General features: G+C 62.8%; 15 protein-coding genes. 12 read left to right on the top strand and 3 right to left on the bottom strand.

The window, feature by feature from the left end:
• Positions 1 to 165: 165 nt before the first annotated feature.
• The 12 genes from mshL to LO50_RS19990 all read left to right on the top strand — a co-directional run bounded on the left by mshL (position 166) and on the right by LO50_RS19990 (position 14,598).
• Positions 166 to 1,767 (top strand): pilus (MSHA type) biogenesis protein MshL, encoded by a 1,602-nt coding sequence (mshL, locus tag LO50_RS20045; protein WP_003299197.1) that lies wholly within the window; start codon positions 166 to 168, stop codon positions 1,765 to 1,767.
• 8 nt (positions 1,768 to 1,775) lie between these two features.
• Positions 1,776 to 2,705, top strand: coding sequence for an ExeA family protein (locus tag LO50_RS20040; RefSeq protein ID WP_014821223.1), 930 nt, complete (start codon positions 1,776 to 1,778; stop codon positions 2,703 to 2,705).
• Positions 2,702 to 4,069, top strand: coding sequence for a tetratricopeptide repeat protein (locus tag LO50_RS20035; RefSeq protein ID WP_014821222.1), 1,368 nt, complete (start codon positions 2,702 to 2,704; stop codon positions 4,067 to 4,069). The genes LO50_RS20040 and LO50_RS20035 overlap by 4 nt, the downstream gene beginning before the upstream one ends.
• Positions 4,066 to 5,790, top strand: coding sequence for a GspE/PulE family protein (locus LO50_RS20030; RefSeq protein WP_044316142.1), 1,725 nt, complete (start codon positions 4,066 to 4,068; stop codon positions 5,788 to 5,790). Before LO50_RS20035 ends, LO50_RS20030 begins: the two co-directional genes overlap by 4 nt.
• A gap of 81 nt (positions 5,791 to 5,871) precedes the next feature.
• A complete protein-coding gene (locus LO50_RS20025; RefSeq protein ID WP_003299190.1) occupies positions 5,872 to 7,110 on the top strand; it encodes a type II secretion system F family protein in 1,239 nt (412 codons plus the stop codon).
• A gap of 44 nt (positions 7,111 to 7,154) precedes the next feature.
• Positions 7,155 to 7,679 carry a prepilin-type N-terminal cleavage/methylation domain-containing protein gene (locus LO50_RS20020; RefSeq protein ID WP_014821220.1) on the top strand — a complete coding sequence of 175 codons (525 nt, stop codon included), beginning with the start codon at positions 7,155 to 7,157 and terminating at the stop codon, positions 7,677 to 7,679.
• 23 nt (positions 7,680 to 7,702) lie between these two features.
• Positions 7,703 to 8,182, top strand: coding sequence for a pilin (locus LO50_RS20015; RefSeq protein ID WP_014821219.1), 480 nt, complete (start codon positions 7,703 to 7,705; stop codon positions 8,180 to 8,182).
• A 29-nt stretch (positions 8,183 to 8,211) separates the two neighbouring features.
• Positions 8,212 to 8,658, top strand: a complete 447-nt coding sequence (locus tag LO50_RS20010; protein WP_014821218.1) for a prepilin-type N-terminal cleavage/methylation domain-containing protein — start codon at positions 8,212 to 8,214, stop codon at positions 8,656 to 8,658.
• Positions 8,655 to 9,152, top strand: a complete 498-nt coding sequence (locus tag LO50_RS20005; protein ID WP_080583071.1) for a prepilin-type N-terminal cleavage/methylation domain-containing protein — start codon at positions 8,655 to 8,657, stop codon at positions 9,150 to 9,152. The genes LO50_RS20010 and LO50_RS20005 overlap by 4 nt, the downstream gene beginning before the upstream one ends.
• Complete coding sequence (locus LO50_RS20000) at positions 9,149 to 10,018, top strand: PulJ/GspJ family protein (protein ID WP_014821216.1); 870 nt, start codon at positions 9,149 to 9,151, stop codon at positions 10,016 to 10,018. The genes LO50_RS20005 and LO50_RS20000 overlap by 4 nt, the downstream gene beginning before the upstream one ends.
• The gene (locus LO50_RS19995; protein ID WP_014821215.1) at positions 10,008 to 10,424 is read left to right on the top strand and encodes a hypothetical protein; all 417 of its coding nucleotides are present in this window, start codon (positions 10,008 to 10,010) and stop codon (positions 10,422 to 10,424) included. Before LO50_RS20000 ends, LO50_RS19995 begins: the two co-directional genes overlap by 11 nt.
• Positions 10,414 to 14,598, top strand: a complete 4,185-nt coding sequence (locus tag LO50_RS19990) for a DUF6701 domain-containing protein (protein ID WP_236690614.1) — start codon at positions 10,414 to 10,416, stop codon at positions 14,596 to 14,598. Before LO50_RS19995 ends, LO50_RS19990 begins: the two co-directional genes overlap by 11 nt.
• A gap of 326 nt (positions 14,599 to 14,924) precedes the next feature.
• Here LO50_RS19990 and LO50_RS19985 read toward each other — a convergent pair whose 3' ends face one another.
• The 3 genes from LO50_RS19985 to LO50_RS19975 all read right to left on the bottom strand — a co-directional run bounded on the left by LO50_RS19985 (position 14,925) and on the right by LO50_RS19975 (position 16,666).
• Complete coding sequence (locus LO50_RS19985) at positions 14,925 to 15,326, bottom strand: META domain-containing protein (protein ID WP_014821213.1); 402 nt, start codon at positions 15,324 to 15,326, stop codon at positions 14,925 to 14,927.
• The gene (locus tag LO50_RS19980; RefSeq protein ID WP_044316139.1) at positions 15,323 to 15,763 is read right to left on the bottom strand and encodes a hypothetical protein; all 441 of its coding nucleotides are present in this window, start codon (positions 15,761 to 15,763) and stop codon (positions 15,323 to 15,325) included. Before LO50_RS19980 ends, LO50_RS19985 begins: the two co-directional genes overlap by 4 nt.
• Before the next feature lie 96 nt (positions 15,764 to 15,859).
• Positions 15,860 to 16,666 (bottom strand): dienelactone hydrolase family protein, encoded by an 807-nt coding sequence (locus LO50_RS19975; protein ID WP_044316138.1) that lies wholly within the window; start codon positions 16,664 to 16,666, stop codon positions 15,860 to 15,862.
• Between the last annotated feature and the right edge of the window lie 121 nt (positions 16,667 to 16,787).

The following is a 16,787-nucleotide window of genomic DNA, read 5'->3' as shown; positions in this document are numbered from 1 at the left end:
GAGCGCCAGGGCGGTGCTCAACGGCCAATCGCTGCGTGTCGGCGACACCCTGGCCGATGCCCGAGTCCTGGCCATCCACACGAATTCCGTCCTGATCGAGCGCGATGGCCAGCAGCAAACGCTGCATCTGGTTGCCCCGATCATCACTCCGAGCCAAACCCGACCATGATGCCGACCCTTTTGCCACGTCTCGGCTTGCTGAGCCTGTTCTGCCTGCTGGCCGCTTGCCAGACATTCGAGGACGGTGACAAGCGCCTCTACGAGCAGAGCAACCGTCTGTTCGAGGAAAGCCTGCAGCAGACCCAGGCCAAGGCGCTGCCGCCGCCGTCGGTACAGGCTGCGCTGATTCCGCCGCTGAGTGTCGACGGCAGTTCGGCGGTCAGTGGCCCGCGCTTCGACGTGGTCGCCAACGACATGCCGGCCCGCGAATTCTTCCTCAGCCTGATGGACAACGCCGGACAGAACCTGCTGGTGCACCCGGCGGTGACTGGCAACATCACCTTCAGCCTGCGCAACGTGACGCTGGAAGAAGTGCTCGCGGCGGTGCGCGACAGCTATGGCTACGACTATCGCCGCACCAGCTATGGCTACCAGATCCAGGCCAATACCGCGGTCACCCGCACCTATGACCTGAACTACCTCAACCTGCAGCGTCAGGGCATGACCGATACCCGGGTCAGCTCCGGCCAGGTCACCACCAGCGACAACATTGATACCGGCGCAAGCGGCACCACGACCAACTCGACCTCCAGCACCGTCAATGCCAGCCAGTTGCTGACCAGCAGCACCGTCGACTTCTGGAGTGAGGTGCGCGAAGTCGTGGCGATGATGATCGGCAGCGAGGCGGGCAACAGCGTGGTGGTCAACCCGCAGGCCGGCCTGCTGGTGGTTCGTGCGTCCAGTGCCGACCAGCAGAGCGTCGAGCGCTTTCTGCAACAGGCGCAGCGCAACCTGCAGCGGCAGGTGATTCTGGAGACCAAGATTCTCGAAGTGAGGCTGTCCGACGGCTTCCAGTCCGGGATCAACTGGGCACAGCTGGGCTCCATGGGCAACGCCGATTTCGCCTTGGGTGTGCAGGGCGACACACTCGACGGCGTCAACAATGTCGGTGGCGTGTTCAGCGCTGCGGTCAGCGTCGGCGACTTCAGCGGCGTGCTGCAGCTGCTGGAAACCCAGGGCGATGTGCGGGTGCTTTCCAGTCCGCGGATTTCCACCCTCAACAACCAGAAGGCGGTGATCAAGGTCGGCACCGACGAGTTCTTCGTCACCGATGTTTCGACCACCACCACGTCGCTGGCGGGGGGCACCACGGCGCCCGACCTGGACATCACCCTGACGCCGTTCTTCTCCGGTATCTCGCTGGACGTTACCCCGCAGATCGACGAGAACGACCAGGTCACTCTGCACGTCCGGCCCACCGTCAGCCGCGTTCAGGATCAGAACAAGAGCATCCAGCTCGGCGGTTCCGACAACGTCTTCAACCTGCCGCTGGCGCTGTCCACCACGCGCCAGTCGGATTCCATCGTGCGTGCGCGCAGCGGTCAGGTCGTGGTCATCGGCGGCCTGCTGGAAAACCGCAACAGCAATAACGACGCCAACATTCCCTGGGCCTCCAAGCTGCCCATCGTCGGCGGCCTGTTCCAGCAGCAACGCAAATCGCTCGAGCAGACCGAACTGGTCATCCTGGTGCGCCCGCAGGTGATCGACGATCAGGTCTGGCTCGACGAGCTGCGCCGCAGCGCCGATTCGTTCCGCCAGGTCAGGTAGGCGCCGGTATGTACGAAGCATTCTTCGGCCTGCAGGAAAAGCCATTCGCATTGACGCCGAATACCGGCTTCATGGTTCGCCTGCCGCCTTACCAAGCGTGCCTGAACCTGCTGCGCGTGGCGCTGGCCGAAGGCGAGGGCTTCATCAAGGTGACTGGCGAGGTGGGCACCGGCAAGACCCTGCTCTGCCGCGCGTTGCTCAAGCAACTGGATGCCGAGCGTTACCAGCTGGCGTGGCTGCCGAACCCGGCGCTCGGGCCCATGGCGCTGCGCCAGGCGCTGGCCCATGAGTTGCACGTACCGCGGGTCGAGCAGCTGGATAACCACGGGCTGCTGACGGCACTGCATCGCCGGCTGATCGAGCTGGCCGGCCAGGGCAAGGGCACCGTGCTGTTGATCGATGAGGCGCAGGCGCTGCCACCGGCAACGCTGGAGGCCCTGCGCCTGCTGACCAATCTGGAAACCGAGCAGCGCAAACTGCTGCAGGTGGTGCTGTTCGGCCAGCCTGAACTGGACGCTACGCTGGCCAGCGAGAGTTTCCGGCAGTTGCGCCAGCGCATCACATTCTCCTACCGCCTGCGCCCGCTGGATGTCAGCGACGCCCGGCGCTACCTGCACGAACGTCTGGCGGTGGCCGGCTATCAAGGCGAACCGTTGTTCAAGCCGGCCGCGATTCGCCTGCTGGTCAAGGGCAGCGGTGGCATTCCGCGGTTGCTCAACATCCTGGCGAACAAGTGCCTGATGGCGGCTTTCGGCGAAGGCCAGCGACGCGTCGCCAGCCGACACGTGCGCCGCGCCCTGGCCGATACCGAGGGTGCGCGACCGATCCTGCGTGCAGCCCTTCCGTTGCGCTGGGCGCTGCTGGCGGGTGCGGCCACACTGAGCCTACTGCTGAGTGCATTGCCCTGGCTGTCGCAGCTGGCCGAGGTGCGGCCATGAGCCTGGTCAACGACATGCTGCGCGATCTCGAAGCGCGCGGCGCGGCGTCCGGCGGGCAGAGCCCGTTCCTCGACATGCAGGCCGTCGATGAAACAGCCGCAACCCGGCGCCAGCGATCAGCACGGTTGCGCCGTTGGCTGTTGCCGCTGATTGGCGTGGTGCTGGTCGCTGCGGCCTCGGTGGCACTGTTCGAACGTTTCGCCGCGCAAACCCCGGTGGTTCCGGAGGCGCCTGTCGACGCTGCGATGACCGCTGCGGTGCCCGCAACTCAACTCCTCGATATCCTGCCGCAGCAAGACGGCGACCGTTTCGTGCTGCAACTGCTGCTCGATCGCTCGATCAGCTACCAGCGCACCGACGAGGGCGGCGCGATCAGCCTGCGCCTGCCGGACGTTACGCTCGCCGGTGGCCCGCGAAACGGCCGCGTGGAGAGCAACGGCCTGAGCCTGTCCTGGCGTGTCGAACAGCAGGGCGACCAGGTGCAGGTACTGCTGATCGGCATGACCGATCGCCTCGACGTGCGTGATCGGCTCGAGCCGGTCGCTGGCCATGCGCAGCTCTGGCTGGAAGTCCACATGGATGGTGCACCAGTGACCGTCCCTGAGGATCTGGACCTGCCTTTCGCCGAGCCGGCGTTGGACGAAGCGAGTCTGCCGGACTGGGTCACCCGCACAGCGCCCGACGCGAACACCGTGCCGGCTATCGCACCGGATGTGCAGCCGGTCGCCGAGCCAGCCCCGGCGCCGGTTGCCAGATCCCAGGTCGCCACCACACCCACCGTGCAGATCGGCAGTCATCGACCGGACCCGCTGGCCCAGGCGCGCGATGCGTTGCAGCAGCGGAACTTCCCCCGTGCCATCGAGCTGCTGCAGGCGCTCCATGCCGCGCAGCCGGACAATGCCGAGGCGGCGCGCTGGTTGGCTCGCGCCTACCTGGCGGCTGGACAGATCGAGCCACTGCTTGCCTGGTTGCCCGCCCAGCTACAAAGCCGACCGTTCGATGCCGAGCTGCGCATGCTGCTCGCCCGTGGGCAGCTGCAGAGTGGCGACAAACAAACCGCGCTCGCCACCTTGGTGCAGAACGCGCCGGCGCTGGCGAGCGACCCCGGCTATCACGCATTGCTGGCGGCTCTGCAACAGCAGGTCGGCGACTGGGCGGGCAGCGCAGCGGTGTATCGCCAGCTGGTCGCTTCCCAGCCACAGCAGGCGGCCTGGCAGCTGGGCTTGGCCATCGCGCTGGAACAGATCGATCAGCCCGCCCGGGCGGCGCGCCATTACCGCCTGGCCGCGCAAGGGCAGGGGCTCGATGACAACTCGCGGCGCTTCGCCGCTGAACGTGCCGGCGTACTCGGAGGTGCCCGATGACCGCGCAAGACATGCGCCAGCGCAAGATTCGTCTCGGCGATCTGCTGGTCCAGGCCGGCCTGATCAGCGAGGCGCAGCTGCAGCAGGCGCTGCAGGACCAGAAGCGCACCGGCTCCAAGCTCGGGCGCACGGTACTGGACCTCGGCTTCATCGACGAAGGCCGCCTGCTGCGTGCGCTGTCCGAGCAGCTGCAGATTCCCTTCGTCGAACTCAAGCACTACAAGTTTGACAACCAGCTGACCCAGAGCCTGCCCGAGGCGGTCGCCCGGCGCTTCCGGGTGATAGTGCTGTCCCGCCAGGGCGATGGTTTGCTGGTGGGCATGACCGACCCGCTGGACATCTTCGCCCAGGACGAGATCGAGCGCCTGCTCGGCAAGCGCGTCCACCCGGCGGTGGTGCGTGAAAGCGAGCTGCTCGGCGCGCTGGACCAGCTTTACCGCCGTACCAGTGAGATCGCCTCGCTGGCCGGCGAGCTGGAAGGTGAGCTGCAGGAAAGCGACTTCGACCTCTCGCGCCTCGGCGAAAGCAACAGCGATGCGCCGGTGGTGCGCCTGCTGCAGACGCTGTTCGAGGACGCCGTGCAGATGAAGGCCTCGGACATTCACATCGAACCGGACGAAGGCGTGGTGCGGATTCGCCAGCGTATCGACGGCGTGCTCAACGAACAGGTGATGAAGGAGCACCGTGTGGCTTCGGCGCTGGTCATGCGCCTGAAGATCATGTCCGGCCTGGATATCTCGGAAAAGCGCCTGCCGCAGGACGGCCGTTTCAACATCCGCGTGAAGAACCGCAACCTCGATGTGCGGGTCTCCACCATGCCGGTGCAGTTCGGCGAGTCGGTGGTCATGCGTCTGCTCGACCAGGGCGGCGCCATGTTCAAGCTCGAAGGCACCGGCATGCCGCCGGCGATGCTCGAGCGCTTCAGGCGCCTGCTGCAGCGTCCGCACGGCATGGTGCTGGTCACCGGCCCGACCGGCTCGGGAAAGACCACCACGCTCTACGCCGGGCTTTCCGAGTTGAACAGCCCGGAGAAAAAGATCATCACCGTCGAGGACCCGGTGGAGTACCGCCTGCCGCGGATCAATCAGGTGCAGGTCAACGCCAAGATCGAGCTGACCTTCGCCCGCGTGCTGCGCGCCGCCTTGCGTCAGGACCCGGACATCGTCCTGGTCGGTGAGATCCGTGATCAGGAAACCGCCGAGATCGGCCTGCGTGCCGCACTGACCGGCCACCTCGTACTCTCGACGCTGCACACCAACGATGCCCTGACTTCGGCCATGCGCCTGATCGATATGGGGGTCGAGCCTTTCCTTGTCGCCACGGCGCTGAATGCGGTGCTCGCCCAGCGTCTGATACGCCGCGTGTGCGAAAACTGCATGGAGGACGATCAGCCCGATCCTCGGCAACTGGCCTGGCTGGAGGCGCTGCACGGCGGCTCGCTGCGCGACCACCGTTTCAAGCGCGGCAATGGTTGCCATCAATGCCACAACAGCGGCTATGCCGGCCGTGTCGGGGTGTACGAGCTGCTGGAACTGGACGAACCGATGATCGCCGCGCTTCGTCGGGGTGATCCGCAAGGCTTCGCCGAGGCCGCGCGCCAGCAGGCGCACTATCGACCACTGGCGGCGTGCGCGCTGGATTACGCCATCGCCGGCGTCACCAGTATCGAAGAGGTGCTGAAGGTCTGCGCCACCCTGGCGGACGACGAGGTGATCGCGTGATCGCCGCTAGTCTCCTGCCTATCGCGGCCGTAGGCGCCAGCGCCACGGGCGCCGCCCGGTCGCTTCGCGGGGAGCCTGCCGATGCCTAGCTTCCGCTATACCGGCCGCGATATGCGCGGTGCACGGGTCAGCGGCGCGCTCGATGGCGCCAGCGCTGACGCCGTGGCCAGCGAGCTGGTGTCGCGCCAGATCACCCCGCTGACCATCGATGCGGAGCGTGCCCAGGCCGATAGCGTCGACGTGTTTGCCGTGCTGCGCGAGAAGCTGCGGCGCAAACGTGTCGATCTGGACGAACTGATCATCTTCAGCCGCCAGATGTACAGCCTGAACAAGGCCGGCGTGCCGATCATTCGCGCCATCGGCGGCCTGGCCGAATCCAATCGCAACCTGTATTTCCGCGGCATCCTGCAGGACGTGCGCGCCAGCCTCGAAAGCGGCCAGTCCATGGCGGTTGCGCTGAACGCACATCCCAAGGTGTTCAACAACCTGTTCGTCAGCATGGTCAGCGTCGGCGAGAACACCGGCCAGCTCGACCAGGCGTTCAAGCAGCTGTCTGCCTATCTCGAGCTGGAGCGCGAGACCCGCAAGCGCATCAAGCAGGCCACGCGTTATCCGATCTTCGTGCTGGTGGCCATGGGGGTGGCGCTGGGTGTCATCAATCTCTTGGTGATCCCGGCGTTCGCCAAGGTCTTCGCCCAGTTCCACGCGCAACTGCCGTGGGCCACGCGCGTGCTGATCGGCACCTCCAACTTCATGCGCGACTATTGGTGGCTGTTGCTGCTGGGCATCGTCGGTGGGCTTTACGCCTTCTTCAAGTGGATCGAAACCGACGCCGGTCGACTGCGCTGGGACCGCATCAAGCTGCGCCTGCCCATCGTCGGCGGTATCTTCGAACGTATCGCCCTGGCGCGCTTCACCCGCACCTTCGCGATGATGTATCGCGCCGGCGTGCCGCTGCTGCAGACCCTCTCGATCAACAGCGCCAGCGTCGGCAACCAGCATATCGGCCAGGCGATTCTCGGCATTCGCGAAAGCGTCGAACGCGGCGAAGCGCTGACCCGCTCGGCGCATAACTCCGGCCTGTTCACCCCATTGGTACTGCAGATGATGGCCGTCGGCGAAGAAACCGGCGCGCTGGACGACCTGTTCATCGAAGTCGCCGACTTCTACGAGCAGGAAGTCGACTACGACCTTAAACAGCTGGCTGATGCCATCGAGCCAATCCTTATCGTGGCCATGGGCGTGATGGTGCTGATTCTCGCGCTCGGCGTGTTTCTGCCGATGTGGGAACTGGGTAGCGCGGCGCAGGGGAGGGGTTGATGGGCATACGAATCGCGACATTTCACAGGAGCCACGGAGGCACGATGCAACGACACAAGGGTTTCACCATGATCGAGCTGGTCGTGGTCATCGCCATCCTCGGCATCCTTGCCGCAGTGGCCTTGCCGCACTTTATCGACTCCGCCAAGGACGCCCACCGCGCCAGCGTGCGCAGCGCTGGTGGTGCGCTCACATCCGCCGTCTCGCTTGTGCGCGGCCAGTACGAACTGAATCGCGGCGGCGGCAGCAATGCCTGCCTGGCCGGCAACTGCCAGATCAACGTACAGGGCTATGGCAACGGCGCGATGGATGTGAACGCCAACGGCTGGCCCGTAGGCACCGAACGCAGCGGCACTCCGCTCGCCAACACCAGCATGTCCGCCGATGAATGCCGCAACCTCTGGAGCAACCTGCTGCAGGCTTCCTCGCAGAGCCTGACCGGCACCAATCCGGCATTCACCGCCACGGCCAACGGCACCCGCTGCCTGTTCACCTACAACCTCGATGGCGGCGACGACGTCATCGAATACAACGCCAATACCGGCGAAGTCTTCGTTAACTTTCGATGATTCATAAACAAGGAGCGACAAGTATGAAAAAGCAGCAGAGCGGTTTCACCATGATCGAGTTGATTATGGTGATTGTTATTTTGGGGATTTTGGCGGCGTTTGCTTTGCCGAAGTTTGCGGATTTCGGTAAAGACGCACGAGTAGCTACGCTAAATGGAGCGTTGGGGGCCGTCAAATCCGCTGCGGCTATCGCGCATGCTCAGCAGCTCGCTGACGGTGGTGCGAAGGGAGCGTCGGTTGTTCTTGAGGGTGCAACGGTAACCATGGTCAATGGCTATCCGACCGCTAATACGGCTGGCATTCTTACAGCGACTGATCTCAGTGGCGAGTTTGACAGCACTGGTGGCGGAACTGCTGCCGAGCCACTGATTATTAGGCTGAAAGATGCGCCCACCCCTGCAGACTGCTCGTTTACCTATCAGGTTCCGGCGCAGACAACGGTGGATGGAAAGACAGTCTTCCCGGCACCGGTCTATGGAACGGTAACGGACACCGGTTGCTAATGTATTTGGACTGAGCAAAGACTTCGGCCATGAGGCTTAGCGAGCGCGGCTTCACCCTCGTCGAGCTGATCATGACGCTCGTCATCATCGGCATCCTCGCCGCTGTGGTGGGGCCGCGTTTCTTCGATCGAAAGGTGTTCGATGAACGCCTGTTCTTTGAAGAGACGGTCTCGGTTGTGCGCTATGCACAGAAGCTGGCCCTAGCCAGTGGCTGCCTGACCGAGGTCAGCCTGGGGAGTGGTGGCTACCATCTGCGCCGTGCCGCGAACTGTACCTCGGGCGCTTTTAGCGCCGAGGTGCAGGGGCCGGACGGCCAGACTCCTTTCGCCAATACCGAGGTGCCCACGGGCGTGTCGGTGTCGGCGACCAATTTTCCCGTGGTATTCGACTCGCTGGGGCGTCCCTCCAGCGCGGCGAGCGCCTCCATTGGTGCGTTCACTTTCAGCGTGACCGCCGAAACCGGGCTGCTGCAATGAAGCAGCAGCGCGGAATGACTTTGGTCGAGCTGGTGATCAGTATCATGATCATCGGTATTGCCGCTGCTGCACTTTATTCGGCCATGGCTGCCATCACTGGGCGCTCTGCCGACCCGATGCTGCGCCAGCAGAGCCTGGCGATCGCTGAGGGTTATCTCGAAGAAATACTGTTCCAGCCCTACCTAGATCCAACCACCCTGAATGCCGGAGCTTGCGCAGCAACGCCAGGTTTGCCCAGAGCCCGGTTTGACGATGTGTGTGACTATGCGGGTTTGAACGATTCAGGCGTACGGGATGCGACTGGCGCTGCGGTTACCGCACTGTCCAGCTATGGTGTACAGGTCTCTGTCACGTCGCTGGCCGACTGGAATGGAGTACCAGCCAGGCGTATCGATGTGACGGTGACTGACCCGGCAGGCCAGCGTCTGCAGCTCTCGGGGTTTCGCACCTGTTACGGCGAAGTGGATGACAGCGGGGCGGATCGATGCCCATGAAATCCGTACGCGCCTTCACACTGGTCGAACTGGTGATGGTGATCGCCCTGAGCGGCATCGTGCTGCTGATGGTGACCAGTATCATGCAACGCCCTCTGGATGCGTTCGTCGATCAGAGCCGTCGCAGCGAGCTGGTCGGGCAGGCAGCGGTCGCGTTGAACCGCATGGCCCGCGATATTCGCCTCGCGGTACCGAACTCAATTCGCCAGTCTCCCGATACACGCACGCTTGAAACGCTGAATATTCGCCAGGCGGGCCGCTATGTGCCGAATCGGGCAGGCGGAGAGAGTCTGCGTTTTTCCAGCGAGCCTGACGGTTGCGAGACCAGCAGTGGTCGTTGCGATGGTTTCCAGGTGCTGGACCCGGCTTTGTCGGTTACGGGCGCGCGTTGGCTGGTGATCAACAATATCGGCGCGACTAGCGGCAGCGTGCCGACGGCGGGAGGCAACGTCTGGGCCTACGCTAATCCCGGTGTCATCACACCGACCGGTACGACCTTCAGCGCAGCCGCCTCGGCGAACGAGACCCAGGTTACGCTGAACCTGCCCGGCAGCGATTTTGCCTTCGCCTATGCCTCGCCACAGCGGCGCTTCTATCTGGCGGACCAGGTCATCGGCTATCGCTGCAACCCGGCCAGTTCTGGCGGAAAGCTGCTGCGCTACACCGCCACGGCATTGTCCGCGTCGGCGTCCAATACCGCACCGGCAGAAGCGGTGCCGGTCGCTTCCCATGTGACTGCCTGCTCCTTCGCCTACCAGCCCGGTACTCCGCAGCGACCTGGCCTTGTTACGTTGAGTCTGACTCTGGCCCGAGACGGCGAATCCATCACCCTTCAGCAGCAGGTGCACGTCGACAATGCGCCATGAAAGAGGCTTTTCGCTGATCGCCGCTTTGTTCGTGATGATCGTCGTCGCGCTGGCGGTCATTGTCATGGCACGGCTATCGGCCGATACCAGTGGCGCTTTCAGTCTGTCGCTTCAGCAGGCGCGCGCATATCAGGCGGCCCGAGCCGGAATCGAGTGGGGAATTCGCAAGGCGGTGAAGGATGGCTCCTGCGCGTCCAGCGCAAGCCTGACCCTGGATGGAGGCCTTGCCGAGTTCTCTGGCGTGCGCGTCTCCTGTGAGGTGAGGAATTATCCAGCGCGTGAGAATGGCAAAACCCTGAGACTGTACAGCTTGACTGCTGTCGCACAAAACGCAGCTTCGCCTTCTACGCGGCCGGACTATGCCTATCGAAAACTGGAGGCGAGGGTCGAGACAAATGCGAATTAACCGTACCTTCCTGATGCGCTGCTGGTTGCTGATCCTCGCTGCGATATTGCCCAGTGGAGCGCATGCGGCGAGCTATACGTTCTACTGGGAAGGGTTTCTGTTTTGGGGTGAATACAAGACGAATGCGCCCTGCACCGGTAGCTGGAGTTACAGTTCTGACACCTTCAGATGCACCGGCTCAGTAAATCTAACTCCTGGTGACACGTTGCAGGTTGATACGAGCAGGCTCGGCCATATCACCATCATTGCAGACGGCGGATTCACGCTAACGGGCAATACCATCGGTACCAGCAACAAGAACATCACGCTGAGCGCCGGCTACAGTTCGGTGATTGCGACCGGGACCAATACCGTTCACGGCTCAGTCGGCTCCACCAGTGGCTCGATTACGCTGGCCGGCACTGCCGTCAACGGTTCGGTCGAATCGGCTAGTGGGGCGATCACGCTGACCGGCAGCTCGATCACTGGCACGCTGACCAGCAGTGGTAACACTCGACTGACCAGTAGTTCCGTCACCGGGGCGACCCAGATTACCAATGAACTCTCTGCTACCAATAGCACCTTCACCGGCAATGTGACGGTGAGCGGGACTTCCAGTTTTACCGGTGGCAGCCTGGCGGCCAACCTTCTTGGTGGCGGTAGCGTAACGACGACCGGTGGGACGACGATTGCTGGGGGGCTGAGCAACAACTACGGGGCGATCAACCTCGATGGCGGGCGTGTGGGCAGCATCAACGCCGCGCAGAACGTCACCACGATCAATGGTACCGTCATCACTGGCGCGCTGGCCGCCAGCGGGGAGGTGACGCTGAATGCAGGCAGTGTCGGCGGCAAGGTGAGCGCTCGGAAGGTGGTTGCCGATGGCACGAGCTTTAGTGGCGATATCGTCGCGAGCAACGGAATTGTTGACCTTACCGGCGGTTCGGTCGTGGGGAACATCAGCAGCAATTGCTGCACCGTTACCTTGACCCAGGTGGAGGTTGCTGGAAACGTTTCGGCCAGCCAGAACAATATCGTGCTCGATGCCAGCACCGTTACCGGTAACCTGTCTACGACGAATGAAGTACGGTTGTTCAACGACTCTTTCGTCTATGGCGACGTCACTGCTGCAACCTGGGGCAATACCACCATTACCGGCACCGGGCGCAGCCATGTCTATGGCGTCTGTACGCCTACCGCTACGACGCCTGCGGATCTGTGCGATGGCGAGATCAAGCCTGTCTGCCTGACGTCGTCACCCGATAACTTCAACCGCAGCTCCCTTGGTGGTGATTGGGCCGTTACCACCCGCAGCGGTACCTTCGGCGATCCGCGTATCGTCAATGGCCGACTTCGCTTGACCGACGACAGCACCAACGTGGCGACCGGGGCAACGGTTCAACGTACCTTCCCGGCAGCCAATAACCTGATCACCGTTACGTTCAAGTACTACGGCTATTCCACCAGGAGCAATCGCGGCGCCGATGGCATGGCGCTGATCTTATCCGACGCCCGTGTCACGCCTCAGCCCGGCGCCTATGGCGGTTCCCTCGGGTATGCGCAGAAGACCGATATTTCCGGTTTCGCCGGCGGCTGGCTGGGTATCGGCTTCGACGAGTTCGGCAACTATTCCAACGCAACCGAAGGCCGCAAGGGCGGGATCGGTTCGCGCAGCGACGCGATAGCGATTCGTGGCTCGGGAAACGGTACCGAGGGTTATCTCTACCTGACCGGAACCGGCACTCTGTCGAACGGAATCGATAACTCCAGTTCGACCTCGACAGCGAGTCCAGGGCATCTTTATCGCGTTACGATCGACTCGCGCACCAGAGGCAAGACACTGGTGACCGTCGAGCGAGATACCGGTGGCAGCGGAAGGAATTACAGCACGCTCGTGACGGCTTATGACGTTCAGGCAAGCGGTTCACAGGTGGCAGTCCCCGATAATTTCTGGCTCAGCTTCACCGGCTCGACAGGCGGTAGTGTGAACATCCATGAATTGGACGATCTGCAGGTCTGTGCCAACCGGATGAATCCGATTGGTACCCAGATTGATCATTTCGAGATCATCGCGCCGTCATCTGGGCTGACATGCTCGCCCGTCCCGGTTTCAGTGAGGGCCTGCCTGGATTCGGCCTGTACCCTGTATACCGAGGCGGTCACGGCTATCGCCGTATTGTCGTCCAGTGGCTCGACCATCAGCAGCGATACCCAGACCTTCACTGGTGGAACCGGCAGCTTTTCGTTGCGCAAGACGACCAGAGGGAGCGCGACGTTGGGGATCGCAAGCTCGAATCCGGCGACCAAGCCGCTCAGTGAAACCCTCTGCAAGGTTGGCTCCGGACCTCTCGGCAAGAACTGCTCGCTCTCGTTCGTCGACTCTGGCTTCGTTTTCGATGTGCCGACCCAAGTGTCCAACAAGCTTTCGGATGATGTGCTGGTCAGGGCGGTGCGCAAGGATGATGCTTCGCAGCAATGCGTGCCGGCTTTCCAGAATGTCGAGCGCGATGTGCTGTTCTGGTCCGGTTACATCAATCCGACGATGAGCGCTGGCCGTTCGCTCGAAGTCAACGGCACCGCTGTCTCGTCCGCTGAAGCCTCGCCCACAACGCTGAAGCTGGCGTTCGATAACAACGCACAAGCGCCGATCAAGGTCCGCTACAACGATGCGGGAAAACTGGAGCTCAACGCGCGATATAGCGGTAGTTCGGGCACGGACGACAACGGCCTGAGCATGCTGGGTTCGGATCAGTTCGTTGTGAAGCCGGTGGGGCTATGCGTCGAACCAGCGGATTCGACGGCAAAGTGGTACTGCGAAAAAGGCGATGCCAGCTGCCAGGTTTTCGTCTCGGCAGGAGATGGTTTCCCGGTGCGTTTCAGGCCGGTGGGTTGGCAGGATGAAGATTCAGACCTTTGCGTTGGCAATCCCACCACACCCAACTTCCGCCATGATGGAATCGTCCTGGCATCGGTGCTGGTGGCACCAACCGATGGAGTCGAGGGTACGGTAACTCTGGCTGCCAACGACCAGAATCGTTATGACCATAAGCCGACCACCGAGGGTTACGACAGCTCGTCTTCGGAAGTGGTACAGAGCGTGAAGTTTTCCGAGGTGGGGGTGTTCCGTATCAGCGCCACGCCGTCTGCCGGTGGCTATTTGGACGGGGAGACGGTGAGCGGTGGGACTTCGGCGAATATCGGCCGGATCACACCTGCCTATCTCGAAGCGACGGGGTCCGGCTCGCTCCGGCCGGTCTGTAGCGCAGGTTACACCTATCAGGCGCAGGAGCTGGAATTCTCGGAGTTGCCGAGCCTCACCATCACCGGCAAGAATCGCAGCGGAGTGACCACGACCAACTATGACCGTGGTGCGTTCTGGAAATTTCCGAAAGCCTGGTCGCCGCTCTTCTTTTCCAATGTCGGGCGTACTTCGCTCGACCAGCGCATTCCTGGCGATGGTGCACCTACGGATCTGGACTGCACATTGGAAAGCAACAAGGCCAACTGTGTCGCCATCAGGTTGAGCGTCGAAGGTGCGGGGTCGCCCAGCGAAACGGATACGACTGCCGGCGATGGCACAAAAACGCTGGAAATGCCTGCTTCACTGCTACTTCGGTATCTGCGAGGGGCGGTCCCGAATGACGACGACAGACTGTTCGATGCGCAGATCGAGGTCTTTACTGGCAAGGCGCAGCTCATCGACGACGATAAGATCTTCGTCGCCGAAGCCAGTGCCAGCCATACGGCGAAGGATCATGCATTCACCATTAGCGGCTCGCAAATTATCTTGGGCCGTTACAGGCAGGAGGGGGCGACGGGGTCGGAACTGAGCCCCCTGCGTCTTCCGCTTGTGCTGGAGAAGTGGACCGACAGCGCGTTCGTAACCAATACGGCCCCGGCAGATGAAGACTGTGCCGTCGTCAGCGAGACCATCACGCTCGATAACCCGAGCGGTAACCTGTCGATCGAAGAAACGAGTGCAACCTTAGGAGAAGCCTCGCAGGGCATACGCCTGATCACTCTCAGTGCGCCTGGCGCTGACAATACGGGCAGCATACGGGTCGAGCCATATGTGCCCAGTTGGCTTCACTTCGATTGGCTCGGTACCGGTCCGATCAACCCCAGCGCCATCGCTACGTTCGGTGGCTATGCCGGCTACCCACCCGTCATCTTCCGCCGCGAAGTCTATCGCTAGGGCGCCGGGTTACCGCAAACGCAAAAAGGCAGCTCAATGAGCGGCCTTTTCGTCCGAGTGTAAAAGAGGGGAATCCCTGGCCTGCCTGTACCAGGGTCCCCGAAACTGGTTGATTCAGTCTATGCACTGGATGTGCCAGTTTCGTGAAGGTCGGCAGGCGGCTTTGCTCGGACTTGTTCGCAGGCGCTGAACGCCGGAATCCGCGGGGGCGGCGGGGGCGGCGGGGCTCAAGGCGCTGTGTCAGATGCGCCGTAAGGAAGGGTCGGTAGATGTGATCTCGCGTGAAAGCGGTGCGCATGCCGTGCTGCATGCGCACATTTGGCGCGTTATTCCTGTTCCGGCCAGAGTCGTAGCGGGGTGCCCTGGGCGGGCCAGAGGCGCAGTTGGTCGATGTTGGAGACATCCCAGCGCTCGACGCGATTGAGCAGATCGAGGAAGTGGTGCTCCTGTTCCATGATTTCCTCCGCGCACATCTTGCGTGTGCTGCCCAGGTTGCTGAAGCGAATCTGCTGGCCATCACGCTCGTAACTGCCGAACCAGTGGTTGCAGCCCGCGTTGCCGTAGGCGCGGCCGTCGCTCAGCGTGAGCGAGACGGGGGTGCGGCCGATCACGGCGTCATCGCCGATCCATTCGGCGATGTAGGTGACGTCGCGTTGCAGCTCGAGTTGCTCGGTGGCACAGCCTGTGAGTCCGAGGGCTGCGATGAGTGGCAGGATTCGTGAAGTCATGCCTGTTGCTCCTTCTGGCAGCTGGGGCAGCGGTGCTGGTCGTTCTGACCGGACCAGCCCAGTTCGGTGATGCGCGCCTGGGCGGCGGGCTTGCGTGCGGCCTCGCCGAGCTTGGCGTCCACGGCGAACTCGATGTCCAGCTGTTTGCCGCAGCTGTCGCAGGCGACCTGCCAGTTGAGGATTTCCAGTTCGCGGAATACCGGCCCGCTGGCCACCGCCATCCATTGCCCCGGCGGGTTGATCAGGTGGCGGACCTTCTCCACTGTCAGGCGCTGGGAAAGGTCGCGGCTGCCCTTGAGCGTGACGATCAGTACATCGCCGCTGCGAATCGAGCCGCCATTGCCGGTTACCTGATAGCGGCCCGGCGCCAGCGCACGGCATTCGGTGAGGGTGTGGGCGGGGTTGAGCAGGGTGTAGCGGAAATCGTGTTCGGCCATGACTCGTGATCGACGGTGAGTTGTGCGCGCAATGCTAGCACGCGCCCCGGCGGCAGGCGTGCCGCCGGGACGAATCACGGACGAGTAGCCGGTTGGTTACTGCGCCTGGGCGGTTGCAGGTTTGCCGAAAGTGTCTTCGAAGAAGCGCTGCATATCACGCCAGGAACGTTCGTCCGCGGCTTTCTGATAGGCGACGTCGAGGCCGTTCTTCTGGTGGGCGTCGGCGCCCGGATTGGTGAAGCCATGCTTGGCGCCCGGCAGGCTGACGAACTGGTAGTCGGCACCGGCCTTGACCATCTCGACGTTCAGCGCGGCGATGTCGTCGGTGCTGATCATGCTGTCCTCGCTGCCATGTTCGACCAGCACACGCGCCTTGACGCTGCCGGGCGCGGCGCGGGTTTCGGTGGCCAGCGCGCCGTGGAAGCTGACCACGCCTTCCAGCGGCACACCCTGTCGCGCCATGTCCAGAACCACCTTGCCGCCGAAGCAGTAGCCCACCGCGCCCAGTTTGGCGGTATCGGTCTGGGCCTGTTCCTTGAGCAGATCGAGGCCGGCATTGAAGCGGCCCTTGGCAGCATCGGCGTCCTTCAGCGCGGCCTGCATGAAGCTCATGGCGTCTTTCGGGTGATCGGTGTTCTTGCCTTCGCCGTACATGTCGATTGCCAACGCGCTGTAGCCCAGCTCGGCGAGGTCGCGAGCGCGCTGCTTGGCGTAGTCGTTCAGCCCCCACCATTCGTGTACCACGACGATGCCGGGACGCTTGCCTTCGATGGCGTCGTCATAGGCGTAGTAGCCGATCATCTCGGTGCCATCGGCAGCGGTGTAGGGGATTTCCTGCGTCTGAATCTCGGCATTCGCAGTGACGCTGGCAACCATGAGCAGGCCGAACAGGCAGTGGCGCATCGTGGGATCTCCTTGGTGATCGTTATGTTGGCGAAGGGAGTTCGAAGAAGGATAGCGGTTCTTCGACTGTACGCGCAGCGCCCGGGTTCGGCTGCGCGATGGATACGTATAAGACGAAAAA

Origin of the sequence: Stutzerimonas stutzeri (genome assembly GCF_000935215.1) — a bacterium.
Classification (GTDB): Bacteria; Pseudomonadota; Gammaproteobacteria; order Pseudomonadales; family Pseudomonadaceae; genus Stutzerimonas.
This window is presented reverse-complemented; position numbering and strand designations above follow the sequence as displayed.

Bases quoted from the DNA above. Each gene is read 5' to 3' on its own strand.
- mshL (WP_003299197.1), top strand. From the start codon at position 166: ATGATGCCGACCCTTTTGCCACGTCTCGGCTTGCTGAGCCTGTTCTGC.
- LO50_RS20040 (WP_014821223.1), top strand. From the start codon at position 1,776: ATGTACGAAGCATTCTTCGGCCTGCAGGAAAAGCCATTCGCATTGACG.
- LO50_RS20035 (WP_014821222.1), top strand. From the start codon at position 2,702: ATGAGCCTGGTCAACGACATGCTGCGCGATCTCGAAGCGCGCGGCGCG.
- LO50_RS20030 (WP_044316142.1), top strand. From the start codon at position 4,066: ATGACCGCGCAAGACATGCGCCAGCGCAAGATTCGTCTCGGCGATCTG.
- LO50_RS20025 (WP_003299190.1), top strand. From the start codon at position 5,872: ATGCCTAGCTTCCGCTATACCGGCCGCGATATGCGCGGTGCACGGGTC.
- LO50_RS20020 (WP_014821220.1), top strand. From the start codon at position 7,155: ATGCAACGACACAAGGGTTTCACCATGATCGAGCTGGTCGTGGTCATC.
- LO50_RS20015 (WP_014821219.1), top strand. From the start codon at position 7,703: ATGAAAAAGCAGCAGAGCGGTTTCACCATGATCGAGTTGATTATGGTG.
- LO50_RS20010 (WP_014821218.1), top strand. From the start codon at position 8,212: ATGAGGCTTAGCGAGCGCGGCTTCACCCTCGTCGAGCTGATCATGACG.
- LO50_RS20005 (WP_080583071.1), top strand. From the start codon at position 8,655: ATGAAGCAGCAGCGCGGAATGACTTTGGTCGAGCTGGTGATCAGTATC.
- LO50_RS20000 (WP_014821216.1), top strand. From the start codon at position 9,149: ATGAAATCCGTACGCGCCTTCACACTGGTCGAACTGGTGATGGTGATC.
- LO50_RS19995 (WP_014821215.1), top strand. From the start codon at position 10,008: ATGCGCCATGAAAGAGGCTTTTCGCTGATCGCCGCTTTGTTCGTGATG.
- LO50_RS19990 (WP_236690614.1), top strand. From the start codon at position 10,414: ATGCGAATTAACCGTACCTTCCTGATGCGCTGCTGGTTGCTGATCCTC.
- LO50_RS19985 (WP_014821213.1), bottom strand. From the start codon at position 15,326: ATGACTTCACGAATCCTGCCACTCATCGCAGCCCTCGGACTCACAGGC.
- LO50_RS19980 (WP_044316139.1), bottom strand. From the start codon at position 15,763: ATGGCCGAACACGATTTCCGCTACACCCTGCTCAACCCCGCCCACACC.
- LO50_RS19975 (WP_044316138.1), bottom strand. From the start codon at position 16,666: ATGCGCCACTGCCTGTTCGGCCTGCTCATGGTTGCCAGCGTCACTGCG.